Below are 14,578 nucleotides of genomic sequence, written 5' to 3'. Positions count from 1 at the left end.
GAAGCGAAAAGTTTTATGCGATTTACGCCGGACTCGGTTCAGGAACTGCTGAGGACTGCGATGTCGGCAGGGTCAGAGCTGGAATAGGCTTATCGTTGAGTTGTCATCGTCGAGGAGGATGCTTGGCGAGCGTCTTGCACGTCTGGCCTCCACCCACCGCGCACAAGGATGTAACCCATGTCGACACGTTATCCACTGGTGCTGGTGCCGGGCATGCTCGGCTTTGTCCGGCTGGTGCTTTATCCGTATTGGTTCGGCATCATCAAGGCCTTGCGCCGTGGTGGTGCGACGGTGGTCGCGGTGCAGGTTTCGCCACTCAATTCCACGGAAGTGCGCGGCGAGCAATTGCTGGCGCGGATCGAGGAAATTCTGCGCGAGAGCGGGGCGCCGAAGGTCAATCTGTTCGGTCACAGCCAAGGCGCGTTGACCGCACGGTATGCGGCGGCGAAGCGCCCGGATCTGGTCGCCTCGGTGACTTCGGTCGCCGGGCCTAATCACGGCTCCGAACTGGCGGATTATCTGGAAAAGCACTATCCCGCCAACAGCGCCAAGGGGCGCTTGCTCGAAGCGTTGCTGCGCCTGATCGGCTGGATCATGGCACTGCTCGACACGGGTTATCACGGGCCGAAACTGCCGGTGGATATCCACGCTTCTCACCAATCGCTGACGACGGCGGGCGTTGCATTATTCAATCAGCGTTATCCACAGGGGCTGCCGGAAACGTGGGGCGGGCCGGGGCCGGAAGAGGCCAATGGTGTGCGCTATTACTCCTGGTCAGGGACGCTGCAACCGGGCAAGACCGATCGTGGCGGCAATCTTTTTGACGGCACCAACCGCAGTTGTCGCTTGTTCGCCAGGACCTTCGTTCGCGAGCCGGGGCAGTGCGACGGCATGGTCGGCCGTTACAGCTCGCATCTGGGCACGGTGATCGGTGATGACTATCCGCTGGATCATTTCGACATCGTCAATCAGTCGCTGGGACTGGTGGGCAAGGGCGCGGATCCGGTAAGGCTGTTTGTCGAGCATGCGGCGCGGCTGGAGGCGGCTGGGTTATGAAAGCAGGATCAAGATCAAAAGATCGCAGCCTTCGGCAGCTCCTACCCTTGAAATGCGGTGTCCTGTAGGAGCTGCCGAAGGCTGCGATCTTTTCAATCAGGCAACGCCGACCCGCCGGCCCAACACCGTGGTCCAGCGCTCCGACAAAACCACCCCAGCCAAGGTCAGCAACCCGCCCACCAGGTGATACATCGCCAACTGTTCCTTCAACACCACTGCTGCGATCAGCGCGGTAATCAATGGCAGCAGATTGAAAAACAGCGTCGTCCGGCTCGGCCCCAGTCGCTGCACCGCCTGCATCCACGCCAGCGGCGCGACCATCGAGGCCAGCAGGCATGCATACAGCACCAGCGGCACGTTCTGCAGGTTCAGCCCGGTCTTCGGCGACATCGCGAACAGCGGAAACAACACCACAATCGCCACCAGCACCTGCAAGTACAGCAGCACCAGCGGCGGCAGGCGCAGTTGCCACTTTTTCAGCAGCGTGCTGTAAACCGCATAGGCCAGCGTCGCGACCAGCATCATCGCATCGCCCAGATTGACCCCGTGTTGCAGCAGCGCTCCGAGGCTGCCGGATGACACCACCACCAGCACGCCAGCGAACGACAGCACCGCGCCGACCAAGGCACCAGCGGTCAGGCGCTGGCCGAGGCTGATGATCGCCATGGCCAGCGACATCAATGGCATCAGCGACAGGATGATGCCCATGTTGGTCGCGGTAGTCAGTGTTGCAGCGAAATAGGCAAGGCTTTGATACACCGCCATGCCGAGCACGCCGAGAATGAAAATCCGCCCCAGGTTCGGCCGAATCTGCGGCCAGTGGGCGATGACTTTCTTCAGCATGAATGGCGTGAACAGCACGCCGGCCAGCAGCCAGCGATAGAAACCGATCTCGGCGGGGAAGATCGCCCCGACCGCCAGTTTGTTGATCACGGTGTTGCCGGCCCAGATGAAAATCGCCAGCAGGGGAAACGCGTATTGCATGGGACAAAACCAGAACGTTGATGAAGGGCGATTATGGCCTGTCTGGATGCAGGCCTATACTGCGAACCGGACAACCTGCCTCTCCATCCGGACAGCATGAACAGCAAACACATCGATCTGCTCGATTTCAGCGAATTGCCGTCAGCGGTGTATTTCCGCTACGCCGATTTCAATGCCCACGAATATGCCGCGCCGCATCGCCATCCTTGGGGCACGCTGGAATACGCGGCCCATGGCGTGTTGCACATGGATGTCGACGGCAGCCGCTTCATGTCGCCGCCGCAGTACGCCGTGTGGGTGCCGCCCGAGGTCGAGCACAGTTTCTACAGCCATCAGCCGGTCAACTACCGCGCGGTGTGTCTTGATCCAAGCGTTTGCACACGATTGCCGGCGCGGGCCTGCACCTTGGCGATCAGTGACATTCTCAAGGCGATTCTCAAGGACTTCGCCGCCCGCGATGTGAAGATCCCGGAGCATGAGGCCGACCAGCGTCTGGCCCAGGTACTGGTCGATCAACTGCAACAGGCACCGGTGCAGGAATGTTATCTGCCGTACGCGAGCAGTCCTGGCTTGCTGACGATTCTCGACGCCTTGCAGGCCGCGCCGGGCGACAACCAACCGTTGGCGCATTGGGCCGCGCAAGTGCATGTCAGCGAGCGCACTCTGGCCCGGCAGTTTGTCCGCGAGCTGGGCATGAGCTTTGGCGAGTGGCGTCAGCGCTTGCGTTATCTGGCGGCGATCGAGGCGCTGGAAACCTCGCGTTCGGTGCAGGAAATCGCTTTCGACCTCGGCTACAGCAGCGGCTCGGCCTTCATCGCCATGTTCGCCCGCCAGGCCGGTTGCACGCCGGAGCAGTATCGGCGCAGCCACCTCGAGGGCAGGAAGGTGTAACAAGCTTTGACTACACTGCGACAGAGGCCGCATCCATCGGTGCGGCAACAAGGAGAAAACTCCATGAAGATGTTGCGTGTGCCGTTGTTGATGATCGGGCTGCTTGTGTGTTCCCAGGGTTTCGCCGCCACGGCGCAACAGAACAAGATGACCACCTGCAATGCCGATGCGACCGCCAAGAGCTTGAAGGGCGACGAGCGCAAGGCGTTCATGAGCACCTGCCTGAAAGCGGCACCCGCAGCCAACGATGGCAAGGAGCTGACCCCGCAGCAGCAGAAGATGACCACCTGCAATGCCGATGCGAAAACCAAGGCGCTGACCGGTGATGCGCGCAAGGCGTTCATGAGTGAGTGTCTGAAGAAAAAATAAGGGGGCGCCATGGGTGTCCGATTGACTCGGTCGGCTTGAGATTTTCCCTCACCCTAACCCTCTCCCGGAGGGAGAGGGGACCGACCGCATTGATGCCGACAGGAACTGGGGTCTGAAATACCGGGTCGATTGCGGATTCGGCACTGCACGTTCAGGTCGGAAAATTTTTCGAGCAACCCCCAATCGGTCCCCTCTCCCTCTGGGAGAGGGCTAGGGTGAGGGGGAAATTCGCAAGCCTTGCACGAAAATCCGAAACCCCGCATATCCCTAGTGCTAACCCCGGATCGCTGGCAGACTGCCCATCCTTTCACGCCGTTCGTTTTGAGGCTGTATGCCAACGTTTTCTCAGCGTCATGTTGTGTTCTGGGTCAGTTGCATCATCATTTTTGGCGGTTTGCTGTTGGTGCTGCCGCTGCGCCTGTTGCCGAGCCTGCTGGCCGGGTTGCTGGTGTTCGAGCTGGTCAACATGCTCACCCCGCAACTGCAACGGCTGATCGAAGGGCGGCGTGCGCGCTGGTTGGCGGTGGCGCTGCTCGGCACGCTGGTGGTGAGTGCGCTGGCGCTGATCTTCGCCGGGGCCATCAGTTTCCTCCTGCATGAAGCGGAAAACCCCGGCGCCTCGCTGGATAAGTTCATGGGTGTGGTCGATCGCGCGCGCGGGCAGTTGCCGCCGTTCATCGACGCTTACCTGCCGGCCAGCGCGGCGGAATTTCGCGTGGCGATCGGCGAGTGGGCGAGCAAGCATCTGGCCGACCTGCAACTGGTCGGCAAGGACGCTGCGCACATGTTCGTCACCCTGCTGATTGGCATGGTGCTTGGCGCGATCATCGCCCTGCAGCGCATTCCCGACGTGACCAAGCGCAAGCCGCTGGCCGCCGCTTTGTTCGACCGTTTGCATCTGCTGGTGCAGGCGTTTCGCAATATTGTCTTCGCGCAGATCAAGATTTCCCTGCTCAACACCGTGTTCACCGGGATCTTCCTCGCGGTGATCCTGCCGATGTTCGGCATCAAGCTGCCGCTGACCAAAACCCTGATCGTGCTGACCTTCCTGCTCGGCCTGCTGCCGGTGATCGGCAACCTGATGTCGAACACGCTGATCACCATCGTCGGTCTGTCGCTGTCGATCTGGGTAGCGATCGCCGCCCTGGGCTACCTGATCGTTATCCACAAGCTCGAATACTTCCTCAACGCGCGCATTGTCGGCGGGCAGATCAGTGCCAAGTCGTGGGAGTTGCTTCTGGCGATGCTGGTGTTCGAAGCCGCGTTCGGCCTGCCGGGGGTGGTGGCGGGGCCGATTTATTACGCGTATCTGAAGAGTGAGTTGAAGCTCGGAGGAATGGTCTAGAAAAGCAGCTTCGAGCTTCGAGCTTCCAGCTTCAAGCTGCAAGTGAAAAGCAGAAGCAAGAGCCGCAGTGGCTTTTGCTCTAGCTTGCAGCTTGCAGCTTAAAACTTGCGGCTGCCCCTAAACGCCATAGCGTTTGCGGGCTTCAATCGCCAAACCGCTACCAATGCTGCCAAAGATGTTGCCTTCGACATGCCGGGCGTTCGGCAGCATTGCCGAGACGCTGTTGCGCAGGGCCGGGATGCCGCTGGAACCACCAGTGAAGAACACCGTGTCGACCTGATCGACCGCCACGCCAGCGTCATTCAACAACTGCGTAACGCTGCCACGCACACGCTCCAGCAAGGCCTCGATCGCCGATTCGAACAACGCGCGGCTCAGCTCGACGCTCAGCCCGGCTTCGATGCGGTCCAGCGGCACGTGGCGGCTGTCGACGTGGGTCAGCTGGATCTTGGTTTCTTCCACTTCCATCGCCAGCCAGTGCCCGGCGCGCTGTTCGATCAGCTTGAACAGGCGATCGATACCGCCGGTGTCTTCGATGTCGTAACGCATGCTGCCCAGCGCCAGCGTGGATTTCTGCGAGTACACCGAGTTGATCGTGTGCCAGGTCGCCAGGTTCATGTGGTGGCTGGTCGGCATGTAGGCGCCGCTCTTCATGCGGCTGCCGTAGCCGAACAGCGGCATCAGGCCTTGCAGACTCAGCTGTTTGTCGAAGTCGGTTCCGCCGATGTGCACGCCGCCAGTGGCGAGGATGTCGTCATGACGGTTGTCGAGACCGCGACGCTCGGGCGACAGGCGCACCAGCGAAAAGTCGGAGGTACCACCGCCGATGTCGACGATCAGTACCAGCTCTTCTTTCTCGATGGTCGACTCGTAGTCGAATGCCGCCGCGATCGGTTCGTACTGGAACGACACATCTTTGAAACCGATTTTGCGCGCCACTTCGACCAGCGTGTCTTCGGCTTCCTGGTCAGCCAGCGGATCGTCGTCGACGAAGAACACCGGACGGCCCAGCACCACTTGCTCGAACTCCCGACCGGCGGCGGTTTCGGCGCGGCTCTTGAGCTGGCCGATGAACAGCCCGAGCAGATCCTTGAACGGCATCGCCGTGCCGAGGACGCTGGTGTCGTGCTTGATCAGCTTGGAGCCGAGCAGGCTTTTCAACGAGCGCATCAGCCGGCCTTCGTAGCCTTCCAGATACTCATGCAGGGCCAGGCGACCGTAGACCGGGCGACGTTCCTCGATGTTGAAGAAGACCACCGACGGCAGGGTGATCTTGTCGTCTTCCAGCGCGATCATGGTGTCCATGCCGGGGCGCAGCCAGCCGACGGTGGAGTTGGACGTGCCGAAGTCGATGCCGCAGGCACGGGCTGGAGAGGCGTCTTTCATGTCTTTCGGATTCCGGTGAAAAAACGGCCGCGCAGTGTATGTCAGTGCGCGGCAGATTCGAAGGCCGGTCATCCGCTATTTCGCCGGCAGACAGCTTGAAAAGCGCCGCTTCGCCCCAAACTTGCTGGCATGGGCCGGCAGACACACCGGCGGTCGCAAGAACCGTCGTCCACTGCCGATAAACTTCTGCGGCGCCACCCGGTCACAAACTTGAGATCGGTCAACCCGGCACGTGCCAATCGGCGCATGCTGGTCTCGGCGCGAAATCGATAACGGATGGTGATCCTTCCATGGACTTCAAAGACTATTACAAGATACTCGGCGTGGAGCCGACAGCCGACGACAAGGCCATCAAGGCGGCCTATCGCAAGCTGGCGCGCAAATACCACCCCGATGTCAGCAAGGAAAAAGACGCCGAGGCCAAGTTCAAGGACGCCTCGGAAGCCTATGAAGCGCTGAAAAGCGCCGACAAGCGCGCCGAATACGACGAACTGCGCCGTTATGGCCAGCACGGTCAGCCGTTCCAAGGCCCGCCGGGCTGGCAGAGCCGTGGCGGCTTCGGCGGTGGCGGTGGCGACACGGGCGACTTCTCGGACTTCTTCAGTTCGATCTTCGGCAATCGCGGCCCCGGTTTCGGTGGCGCCGAGAGCCGCCAATCACGCGGACGCCGAGGGCAAGACGTGGAAATGGAACTGCCGGTCTTCCTCGAAGAAACCCTGTCGAACGAATCGAAGAAAGTCACCTTTCAGGTGCCGCAATACAACGCGCACGGCCAACACGTCAGCAACACCAGCAAGAGCCTGAACGTGAAGATTCCGGCCGGCGTGACCGACGGCGAGCGGATTCGCCTGAAGGGCCAGGGCGCACCGGGTATCGGTGGCGGGGCGAATGGCGACCTGTACCTGACCATCCGGTTTGCGCCGCACCCGAAATTCGATGTCGAAGGCGAAAACCTGATCATCACCTTGCCCCTGGCTCCGTGGGAATTGGCATTGGGCACTGAAGTGGCCGTGCCGACCCTGACCGGCAAGATCAACCTCAAGGTCCCGGCCGGCAGCCAGAACGGCCAGCGCATGCGCGCCAAGGGCCATGGCCTGCTGAACAAGGCCGGCGAGCGCGGTTACCTGTTCGTGCAGCTCAAGGCCGTGATGCCGAAAGCCTCCGACGAGGAGGTCAAGGCGCTGTGGCAGGAGCTGGCGAAGAAAGCCGCGTTCAACCCGCGAGAGAACTTCTGAACCCGACGACGGAGTAGCCCATCATGAGCAGCCCCCTGATCGTTCAACTGGACCTGGCAGAATTCTGTGAGGCGGCCGATTTGTCGGACGTCTACGTGATCGAAATCGTCGAGCACGGCATCCTCGAACCTGAGGGCGCGCAGCCGCGGGAATGGCGCTTCACCGATTACGAATTGGCCTTGGCCAAGCGCGCGGCGAAGCTGCGCCGTGATCTGGAACTGGAGTGGGAAGGCGTGGCGCTGGCGCTGGATCTGCTGGATGAGGTTAAGCAGTTGCGCGCCGAGAATCGCATGTTGCGCCAGCGGTTGGGGCGGTTGGTGGTCGAATAAATTGTTTGAGGCGATGAGGTCTGATCCGGCCCCATCGCGAGTCGGCCCGCTTGTGCCGGGTTAGTGTTTGCGAGTGTTTCACCCGGTATGAACCGGCAGGATGGTCTGATAGTTTTCCGGGCACATGTTGGCAATGGATGCCGACGGTCGCAGCGCCAGCCAGACTGGCCAGCGCTGCGCAATCTTTGCAAGGAAGCCTGTCAATGCCAGTCAGACCCAAGCCGCCCAAACCGGGCGCAGGCGATATCACCATCCCTGGGCGCACATCCCGGGATTCCGCCACGCACGGTATCGAGTCGCCGCACCTGACCCCCGGTCCGTTCATTCGCAAGACCCCGCCCGATACCAGCGAACCCGGCAGCAGCACGCAGCAAATGGAAATTGCAGCCACGCCGCACAGCGTGCAAGTCCATCCGACGCCGTCTACCTCGGGTTCCGTCCCAACGGTTGCAGCCTCCGCGCTGGAGCGTTACCTGATCGCCTCGACAGCCCCTCTACCGCAAGCGGACGTTGACGGGTTTCGCGTATTCAAGGGGCGCCAATACGCGGACTTGCAGGGCGGTGGTACGGTGCTGATCGGCGTCGATGCCGAGACCGGTCTGCATCGGGCCCGGTTGTCCAGCGAGCTGCAGCCGTCCGGTCCAGTGCTTGCCTACGATCCGTTGAACAAGCACTGGTACTCGCTGGAGGATTTCAGCGCATCGCCGGACGCCGCCGTTGTACCGGGTAAAAGCCGCAGGGCGGCACGGCAGAGTGATGAAGACTATGAGTCAGCCCTTGAAGAGCTGCCCGACGATGTCGATGCGGCAGATGAACATTTCTATCTGGCGTCCGAGTCGATGCCCTTCAAACCTTTCACTGCTGACGAGTTGAGTGCAATGCGCAGCGAAACGCGTTTTTCGTTTCTCACCAATCGGCCCGGGGTCTACGACCGGGCCAATAACGGCAAATATCCATTCCGGGACATCGCCGGCACGCCTATCCGCATAAAGAAGCTCCAGACCCTCGTGCGTTTCGAAGACGGCGGCCGATACACCTCCGAGCAGATCAAACCGTACATCAAATTTGGCGCCTACGAGCATGTCGCGCGGCTGTATGAAGAAAAGCTGCAATGGCGATTGTTCACCGAGGCCGACATGCGTGCGCCCGGTGAGCGGGCCCTGGTCGGCCAGTCCATGGTGGTTGCCAACCGGCGCATCAGCCGAGGCGAGGTGGTCGGTGTCTATGCTGGCGCCATCATGCCAGGACGTCTTGTGCCGCTCCCCCAGCAGTCATACACCATGAAGGTCGGCGTGCGTTACCAGCCGGGACCTGGATATCTGATCCCCGTCCAGCTGGCGATGGTCGGTGACACGATCATCTCCAGGATCAATACGCATTTCTGGTACAACGCAACGGGCAAGCCGGTTCGCCAGGCCACGGATGGTTATAACGTCGAATTCGTGCCATTCGATGTTGAAGCGCAACAGTTGATAGGCAAGGAACTGGTCACCCGCGACTTCATTCTCAACGCCATCTTCGCTACCGAAGATATTCCGGCAGGAACCGAGTTACGCATCAATTATAACTACAGCGACGCGGACATCGCGAAGTTGTTTCCGTGATCGCCTGAGCGATAGCTGCTGAATACGAACCAGCGAGTCCGTATTCAGCGCGCCCCCTGATCAAAACAGAAAATAGCGCTGCGCCATCGGCAGCGTTTCCGCCGGTTCGCACCACAGCAACACGCCATCGGCCTTGACCTGATAGGTCTGCGGATCGACATCGATGTTCGGCAGATAGTCGTTGTGGATGAGGTCGGTTTTCTGCACGTCGCGGCAGCCCTTCACCACAGCGATCTGCTTCTTCAATCCCAAGGCCTCTGGCAATCCGGCCTCCTGCGCCGCCTGGCTGATAAAGGTCAGGCTGGTGGCGTGCAACGAGCCACCGTAGCTGGCGAACATCGGGCGGTAATGCACCGGTTGCGGTGTTGGAATCGAGGCGTTGGCATCGCCCATCAGGCTGGCGGCAATCGCACCGCCCTTGAGGATCAGCGTCGGTTTCACGCCGAAAAACGCCGGGCGCCAGAGCACCAGATCGGCCCACTTGCCGACTTCGATCGAGCCGACTTCATGGCTGATGCCGTGGGTAATCGCCGGGTTGATGGTGTACTTGGCGATGTAACGCTTGGCGCGGAAGTTGTCGTTGCCCTCGCCGTCCTGGGGCAGTGGGCCGCGCTGTTTTTTCATCTTGTCGGCGGTCTGCCAGGTGCGCGTGATGACTTCACCGACGCGGCCCATGGCCTGACTGTCGGAGCTGATCATCGAGAACGCGCCGAGGTCGTGGAGGATGTCTTCAGCGGCAATGGTTTCGCGGCGGATACGGCTTTCGGCGAAGGCGACGTCTTCGGCAATGCTCGGGTCGAGGTGGTGGCAGACCATCAGCATGTCGAGGTGTTCGTCGATGGTGTTGCGGGTGAACGGCCGGGTCGGGTTGGTCGAACTCGGCAGCACGTTGGGGAAACCGCAGGCCTTGATGATGTCCGGCGCGTGGCCGCCACCGGCACCTTCGGTGTGATAGGTGTGGATGGTGCGGCCCTTGAATGCGCCAAGGGTGGTTTCGACGAAGCCGGATTCGTTGAGGGTGTCGGTGTGGATCGCTACCTGCACGTCGTACTGGTCGGCGACGTTGAGGCAGTTGTCGATGCTCGCCGGGGTGGTGCCCCAGTCTTCGTGCAGCTTGAGGCCGATGGCGCCGGCCTTGACCTGTTCGATCAACGGCTCCGGCAGGCTGGCGTTGCCTTTGCCGGTGAGGCCGATGTTCATCGGGAAGGCATCGACGGCCTGGAGCATGCGCGCCAGATGCCACGGGCCGGAGGTGCAGGTGGTGGCGTTGGTGCCGGTAGCGGGACCGGTGCCGCCGCCGATCATGGTGGTGACGCCGCTCATCAACGCTTCTTCGATCTGCTGCGGGCAGATGAAGTGGATATGCGTGTCGATGCCGCCAGCGGTGAGGATCATGCCTTCGCCGGCAATCACTTCGGTGCCGGCGCCGATGGCGATGGTCACGTTGGGCTGCACATCGGGGTTGCCGGCCTTGCCGATCGCGGCGATGCGCCCGTCCTTGAGGCCGACGTCGGCCTTGACGATGCCCCAGTGGTCGATGATCAGCGCGTTGGTGATCAGCGTGTCGACCACTTCGGCGGCGAGCAACTGGCTCTGGCCCTGGCCGTCGCGGATGACTTTGCCGCCACCGAACTTCACTTCCTCGCCGTAGGTGGTGAAGTCCTTCTCGACTTCGATCCACAGCTCGGTATCGGCCAGGCGCACCTTGTCGCCGACGGTGGGGCCGAACATGTCGGCGTAGGCGCTTCTAGAAATCTTCATGTGCTTGCCTTGGGATTCAATTGTTTTTGAGATCGCTCGCATAGCTCGCTATCGCAGCCTCGCTGCGCTCGACAGCTCCTACAGTCAGTGATCGGCTTGAGATCGAGTGACATTTGTAGGAGCTGCCGAAGGCTGCGATCTTTTCGGGGCGCCCCGGATCAGTCGAGTTCGCCCATGATGCGTCCGGCAAAGCCGAACACCCGGCGATGTCCGGCGTAATCGACCAGCTCGACTTCACGGCTTTGCCCCGGCTCGAAGCGCACCGCCGTGCCCGCCGGAATATTCAAGCGCATGCCGCGACTGGCGGCGCGATCGAAGGTCAGCGCGTCGTTGGTTTCAAAAAAGTGGAAATGCGAGCCGACCTGAATCGGCCGGTCGCCGCTGTTGGCGACTTTCAGGCTCACGGTGCGGCGGCCGACATTGAGTTCGATGTCGCCGGGCTGAATCTGGTATTGGCCAGGAATCATCGCTGGGCTCCTTGCAGGACTTTGTAATAGAGAGCGGTCGGGCGATAGGTGCCGTTGGGATCGCAGGCGTAATCGGGAATTTCGCCGGCGCGCACGTAGCCCAGCGCCTTGTAGAAATCTTCTGCCGGCGAGCCGGCCTCGGTGTCGAGATAGAGCATGCCGCGCTTGTGCTTGGGCGCTTCGAGTTCCAGCGCCTGCATCAGTTGCTGGCCGAGGCCACGGCGCCGCGCGTGTTCGCGCACCAGCAGTTTCTGCACTTCGGCGCGGTTCAGACCATTGGCCTTCTGGCACAGGCCCAGTTGCACGCTGGCCAGCACCTGCTCGTCCTTCACCACCACCCAGAGCAGCGTGCTGCCCTTGTTGATGTTGTCCTGCACCTCATCGAAATACGCGCGCGCCTGCGCGGCATCGAGGTCGGCCATGAAGCCGACGCTGGCGCCGTAACCGACGGCGTCGAGCAGCAGATCGACCAGGCCCTGGCGATAGTGGGCAAAGCTCTCAGCGTTGACGCGGCGCAACTGGGCGGCGTTCATCGACATCACTCCTTGTGGGCACCCGGCGGCTGTGCGCCGGGATTGAGGGTCAACTGCATGAAGGTCAGATCGAGCCAGCGGCCGAACTTGGTGCCCACTTGCGGCATCTGCCCGGTGATGCTGAAACCGGCACGCTCGTGCAAGCGGATCGAGGCAGCGTTGCCGCTTTCGATGGCGGCGACCATGACGTGTTTGCCGCAAGTGCGGGCGCGTTCGATCAGCGCGGTCATCAGTTGTGGGCCGAGGCCGTTGCCGCGTTGATCGCTGCGCACGTACACCGAGTGCTCGACGGTGTGACGGAAACCGTCGAACGGCCGCCAGTCGCCGAACGAGGCGTAACCCAGCACTGCGTTTTCATGGTCGACGATCACCAGAATCGGGTACGCCTGCAACTGACGCGCGTCGAACCATGCCTGGCGATTGCCGAGGCCGACCGCTTGTTCGTTCCAGATCGCCGTGGTGTTGAGCACGGCGTCGTTGTAGATGTCGCGGATCGCCGGCAGGTCGGCCCGGCTCGCATCGCGAATGCTGTAAGTCATGGCGCGGCCTCAGACGATCGGCTGGTGAACGGTGACCAGTTTGGTGCCGTCGGGGAACGTCGCCTCGACCTGGATTTCCGGGATCATTTCCGGGATGCCTTCCATCACTTGTTCACGGCTGAGCAGGGTGGTGCCGTAATGCATCAGCTCGGCCACGGTCTGGCCGTCGCGGGCGCCTTCGAGCAGCGCGGCGGAGATGTAGGCCATGGCTTCCGGGTAATTGAGTTTCACGCCACGGGCCAGCCGCCGCTCGGCGACGAGGCCGGCGGTGAAGATCAGCAGCTTGTCTTTTTCGCGTGGGGTCAGGTCCATTGTTGGAATCCAATATCGGCAGTTAAGAATGATCAGGTCGATCGCGATCTGTAGGAGCTGCCGAAGGCTGCGATCTTTTGATATTGCTGTTAAAGATCAAGATCAAAAGATCGCAGCCTCGTTTCACTCGTCAGCTCCTACAGGGCAATGCATTTCAGGTGTTCCAGATTCGGGGGGGCATGGCCTCGCGCCCCAGCAGCACAGGCCTTAGCAGTCGCCATAAATCAATCAGCCAGGCGCGGGCGAGTAACGCTTCACCGGCCAGACACCGCGCCACCAGCAACCCTGGCAACTGGGTCAAATCTCCACGCACTTCGTGCCCCAGCGAGCGGCAGCGCTCCAGCAACTCGGCGTCTATCTCACCGGTGACCAGCATCGTTGCGAACACCGGATTGCCATCCAGGCCGATCGGCGAGTCGAGTAAACCGTCCGCACCGACAATGCGCTGCCGTTCGTGCCAGAGCAACTGACCATCGCGGCGGATGTCCAGGTGCGCCTGAAAATGCCCGAGGTCAAAACGCTCGCCACTGGCCGGCCGACCCAGCGCCACCACGTCCCAGTAGAACAGCCGCGCATCGCCTTCAAGCTCGATCGTTGTGCTCAACTCGGCCTGCGCGGCGCTGTAGACGATGGTTTCCTGCGGCAGCCATTCCAGGGTCGCACCGGCAGCGACTTGCAAGTCGAGCTGCTGATACGCCGGCCCGCCCGCGCGATACCATTTGGCGGCGCCGGGGCTGGTGATCTGTGCCCAGGCGTTGTGTTCGACGCGCGCGCTGATATCGAGCCGATCACCACCGGCAATGCCGCCCGGTGGGTGGACGATGATGTGCTGGCAGACCTCGGGGCCTTCGGCGTACAGATGCTTTTGCACGCGCAGCGGGCCGAGGTGACGGCGCATGACCGGGCGCGTGCAGTCGCCGAAACGCGCGTAGGCCAGTTCCAGCTCGGCGTGCCAGCTCGGGGTAAACAGGGCAGGTGCAACAATCGAATTCATGGTTTTGTGATTATCGTTAGGAAGCTACAGATTAGACCGGCGCGTTAGATCGTGACCAGCCCGCGTACACCCTCGGCCTCCATATTTTCACCGCGACCCTGCTGGACGATCTCGCCCCGCGACATCACCAGGTATTGATCGGCCAGTTCTGCAGCAAAGTCGTAGAACTGCTCGACCAGCAGAATCGCCATGTCACCGCGCGCCGCGAGCTGCTTGATCACCGCGCCGATTTCCTTGATCACCGACGGTTGAATGCCTTCGGTCGGCTCATCAAGGATCAGCAGGCGCGGGCGGCTGGCCAATGCGCGGCCGATCGCCAGTTGCTGTTGCTGACCACCGGACAGATCGCCGCCACGGCGCTGCTTCATTTGTAGCAGCACCGGGAACAGTTCGTAGATGAAACCTGGAACTTCTTTGGCTTCTGAGCCTGGAAAGCGCGACAGGCCCATCAGCAGATTTTCTTCTACCGTCAGGCGCCCGAAGATCTCACGGCCCTGCGGCACGTAGGCGATACCGGCATGCACACGCTGATGCGGTTTGAACGTGGTGATCGGTTTGCCTTCCCAGTTCACCGCACCTTCCTTGGCCGGCAGCAGGCCCATCAGGCATTTGAGCAGGGTGGTCTTGCCCACGCCGTTACGGCCGAGCAGGCAGGTCACTTCGCCGACCTTCACGTCAAAGCTCAGGCCGCGCAGGATGTGGCTACCGCCGTAGTATTGATGAAGTTGTTGGACCTGTAGCATCGGAACTCCGTTAGTTGGGCTTCAAGCTTC

At 61.4% G+C, this 14,578-nt stretch carries 16 protein-coding genes; 7 read left to right on the top strand and 9 right to left on the bottom strand.

Annotated features, from left to right (window positions below; genetic code table 11):
• Positions 1 to 177 precede the first annotated feature (177 nt).
• Positions 178 to 1,056, top strand: coding sequence for a triacylglycerol lipase (locus tag D8U60_RS15120; protein WP_130900401.1), 879 nt, complete (start codon positions 178 to 180; stop codon positions 1,054 to 1,056).
• 96 nt (positions 1,057 to 1,152) lie between these two features.
• Here D8U60_RS15120 and D8U60_RS15115 read toward each other — a convergent pair whose 3' ends face one another.
• Positions 1,153 to 2,040, bottom strand: coding sequence for a DMT family transporter (locus D8U60_RS15115; protein WP_130900400.1), 888 nt, complete (start codon positions 2,038 to 2,040; stop codon positions 1,153 to 1,155).
• Positions 2,041 to 2,136: 96 nt separating this feature from the next.
• Here D8U60_RS15115 and D8U60_RS15110 point away from each other — a divergent pair, with 96 nt between their 5' ends.
• The 3 genes from D8U60_RS15110 to D8U60_RS15095 all read left to right on the top strand — a co-directional run bounded on the left by D8U60_RS15110 (position 2,137) and on the right by D8U60_RS15095 (position 4,645).
• Positions 2,137 to 2,931 (top strand): helix-turn-helix transcriptional regulator, encoded by a 795-nt coding sequence (locus tag D8U60_RS15110; protein WP_016771901.1) that lies wholly within the window; start codon positions 2,137 to 2,139, stop codon positions 2,929 to 2,931.
• 63 nt (positions 2,932 to 2,994) lie between these two features.
• Positions 2,995 to 3,300: a PsiF family protein gene (locus tag D8U60_RS15105; protein ID WP_016771900.1), complete on the top strand. Its 306-nt coding sequence runs from the start codon at positions 2,995 to 2,997 to the stop codon at positions 3,298 to 3,300.
• Positions 3,301 to 3,631: 331 nt separating this feature from the next.
• Positions 3,632 to 4,645, top strand: coding sequence for a membrane protein (locus D8U60_RS15095; RefSeq protein WP_016771899.1), 1,014 nt, complete (start codon positions 3,632 to 3,634; stop codon positions 4,643 to 4,645).
• A gap of 117 nt (positions 4,646 to 4,762) precedes the next feature.
• Here the strand turns inward: D8U60_RS15095 and D8U60_RS15090 are convergent, their stop codons facing one another.
• The gene (locus D8U60_RS15090; RefSeq protein ID WP_071174261.1) at positions 4,763 to 6,031 is read right to left on the bottom strand and encodes an Hsp70 family protein; all 1,269 of its coding nucleotides are present in this window, start codon (positions 6,029 to 6,031) and stop codon (positions 4,763 to 4,765) included.
• Between the two features lie 290 nt (positions 6,032 to 6,321).
• Between D8U60_RS15090 and D8U60_RS15085 the strand changes: the two genes are divergently transcribed.
• The 3 genes from D8U60_RS15085 to D8U60_RS15075 all read left to right on the top strand — a co-directional run bounded on the left by D8U60_RS15085 (position 6,322) and on the right by D8U60_RS15075 (position 9,199).
• Positions 6,322 to 7,266, top strand: a complete 945-nt coding sequence (locus D8U60_RS15085) for a DnaJ C-terminal domain-containing protein (protein ID WP_110603615.1) — start codon at positions 6,322 to 6,324, stop codon at positions 7,264 to 7,266.
• A gap of 23 nt (positions 7,267 to 7,289) precedes the next feature.
• Positions 7,290 to 7,595, top strand: a complete 306-nt coding sequence (locus tag D8U60_RS15080) for a chaperone modulator CbpM (RefSeq protein WP_122601498.1) — start codon at positions 7,290 to 7,292, stop codon at positions 7,593 to 7,595.
• A 203-nt stretch (positions 7,596 to 7,798) separates the two neighbouring features.
• Complete coding sequence (locus tag D8U60_RS15075) at positions 7,799 to 9,199, top strand: hypothetical protein (RefSeq protein WP_130900398.1); 1,401 nt, start codon at positions 7,799 to 7,801, stop codon at positions 9,197 to 9,199.
• Positions 9,200 to 9,259: 60 nt separating this feature from the next.
• On the opposite strand, the gene ureC is transcribed toward D8U60_RS15075, so the two are convergent.
• The 7 genes from ureC to urtE all read right to left on the bottom strand — a co-directional run bounded on the left by ureC (position 9,260) and on the right by urtE (position 14,548).
• On the bottom strand, positions 9,260 to 10,960 hold the full coding sequence (ureC, locus tag D8U60_RS15070) for an urease subunit alpha (RefSeq protein ID WP_130900397.1): 1,701 nt from the start codon (positions 10,958 to 10,960) through the stop codon (positions 9,260 to 9,262).
• A 158-nt stretch (positions 10,961 to 11,118) separates the two neighbouring features.
• The gene (locus D8U60_RS15065; RefSeq protein ID WP_122508610.1) at positions 11,119 to 11,427 is read right to left on the bottom strand and encodes an urease subunit beta; all 309 of its coding nucleotides are present in this window, start codon (positions 11,425 to 11,427) and stop codon (positions 11,119 to 11,121) included.
• A complete protein-coding gene (locus tag D8U60_RS15060) occupies positions 11,424 to 11,960 on the bottom strand; it encodes a GNAT family N-acetyltransferase (protein ID WP_024011401.1) in 537 nt (178 codons plus the stop codon). Before D8U60_RS15060 ends, D8U60_RS15065 begins: the two co-directional genes overlap by 4 nt.
• Before the next feature lie 5 nt (positions 11,961 to 11,965).
• Positions 11,966 to 12,499, bottom strand: coding sequence for a GNAT family N-acetyltransferase (locus D8U60_RS15055; RefSeq protein WP_130900396.1), 534 nt, complete (start codon positions 12,497 to 12,499; stop codon positions 11,966 to 11,968).
• A 9-nt stretch (positions 12,500 to 12,508) separates the two neighbouring features.
• A complete protein-coding gene (gene ureA, locus D8U60_RS15050) occupies positions 12,509 to 12,811 on the bottom strand; it encodes an urease subunit gamma (protein ID WP_003221215.1) in 303 nt (100 codons plus the stop codon).
• A 154-nt stretch (positions 12,812 to 12,965) separates the two neighbouring features.
• Positions 12,966 to 13,805 (bottom strand): urease accessory protein UreD, encoded by an 840-nt coding sequence (locus D8U60_RS15045; protein WP_122881168.1) that lies wholly within the window; start codon positions 13,803 to 13,805, stop codon positions 12,966 to 12,968.
• 44 nt (positions 13,806 to 13,849) lie between these two features.
• Complete coding sequence (urtE, locus tag D8U60_RS15040) at positions 13,850 to 14,548, bottom strand: urea ABC transporter ATP-binding subunit UrtE (protein WP_056787636.1); 699 nt, start codon at positions 14,546 to 14,548, stop codon at positions 13,850 to 13,852.
• Between the last annotated feature and the right edge of the window lie 30 nt (positions 14,549 to 14,578).

Origin of the sequence: Pseudomonas sp. Sample_11 (assembly GCF_004307505.1) — a bacterium.
Taxonomy (GTDB): Bacteria; Pseudomonadota; Gammaproteobacteria; order Pseudomonadales; family Pseudomonadaceae; genus Aquipseudomonas; species Aquipseudomonas atacamensis.
Note: the sequence above shows the minus strand (reverse complement) of the source record. Positions and strands in the feature narration are given on the sequence as shown.

Excerpts from the sequence above, each read along its gene's own strand:
- D8U60_RS15120 (WP_130900401.1), top strand. The coding sequence starts at position 178 with ATGTCGACACGTTATCCACTGGTGCTGGTGCCGGGCATGCTCGGCTTT.
- D8U60_RS15115 (WP_130900400.1), bottom strand. The coding sequence starts at position 2,040 with ATGCAATACGCGTTTCCCCTGCTGGCGATTTTCATCTGGGCCGGCAAC.
- D8U60_RS15110 (WP_016771901.1), top strand. The coding sequence starts at position 2,137 with ATGAACAGCAAACACATCGATCTGCTCGATTTCAGCGAATTGCCGTCA.
- D8U60_RS15105 (WP_016771900.1), top strand. The coding sequence starts at position 2,995 with ATGAAGATGTTGCGTGTGCCGTTGTTGATGATCGGGCTGCTTGTGTGT.
- D8U60_RS15095 (WP_016771899.1), top strand. The coding sequence starts at position 3,632 with ATGCCAACGTTTTCTCAGCGTCATGTTGTGTTCTGGGTCAGTTGCATC.
- D8U60_RS15090 (WP_071174261.1), bottom strand. The coding sequence starts at position 6,031 with ATGAAAGACGCCTCTCCAGCCCGTGCCTGCGGCATCGACTTCGGCACG.
- D8U60_RS15085 (WP_110603615.1), top strand. The coding sequence starts at position 6,322 with ATGGACTTCAAAGACTATTACAAGATACTCGGCGTGGAGCCGACAGCC.
- D8U60_RS15080 (WP_122601498.1), top strand. The coding sequence starts at position 7,290 with ATGAGCAGCCCCCTGATCGTTCAACTGGACCTGGCAGAATTCTGTGAG.
- D8U60_RS15075 (WP_130900398.1), top strand. The coding sequence starts at position 7,799 with ATGCCAGTCAGACCCAAGCCGCCCAAACCGGGCGCAGGCGATATCACC.
- ureC (WP_130900397.1), bottom strand. The coding sequence starts at position 10,960 with ATGAAGATTTCTAGAAGCGCCTACGCCGACATGTTCGGCCCCACCGTC.
- D8U60_RS15065 (WP_122508610.1), bottom strand. The coding sequence starts at position 11,427 with ATGATTCCTGGCCAATACCAGATTCAGCCCGGCGACATCGAACTCAAT.
- D8U60_RS15060 (WP_024011401.1), bottom strand. The coding sequence starts at position 11,960 with ATGAACGCCGCCCAGTTGCGCCGCGTCAACGCTGAGAGCTTTGCCCAC.
- D8U60_RS15055 (WP_130900396.1), bottom strand. The coding sequence starts at position 12,499 with ATGACTTACAGCATTCGCGATGCGAGCCGGGCCGACCTGCCGGCGATC.
- ureA (WP_003221215.1), bottom strand. The coding sequence starts at position 12,811 with ATGGACCTGACCCCACGCGAAAAAGACAAGCTGCTGATCTTCACCGCC.
- D8U60_RS15045 (WP_122881168.1), bottom strand. The coding sequence starts at position 13,805 with ATGAATTCGATTGTTGCACCTGCCCTGTTTACCCCGAGCTGGCACGCC.
- urtE (WP_056787636.1), bottom strand. The coding sequence starts at position 14,548 with ATGCTACAGGTCCAACAACTTCATCAATACTACGGCGGTAGCCACATC.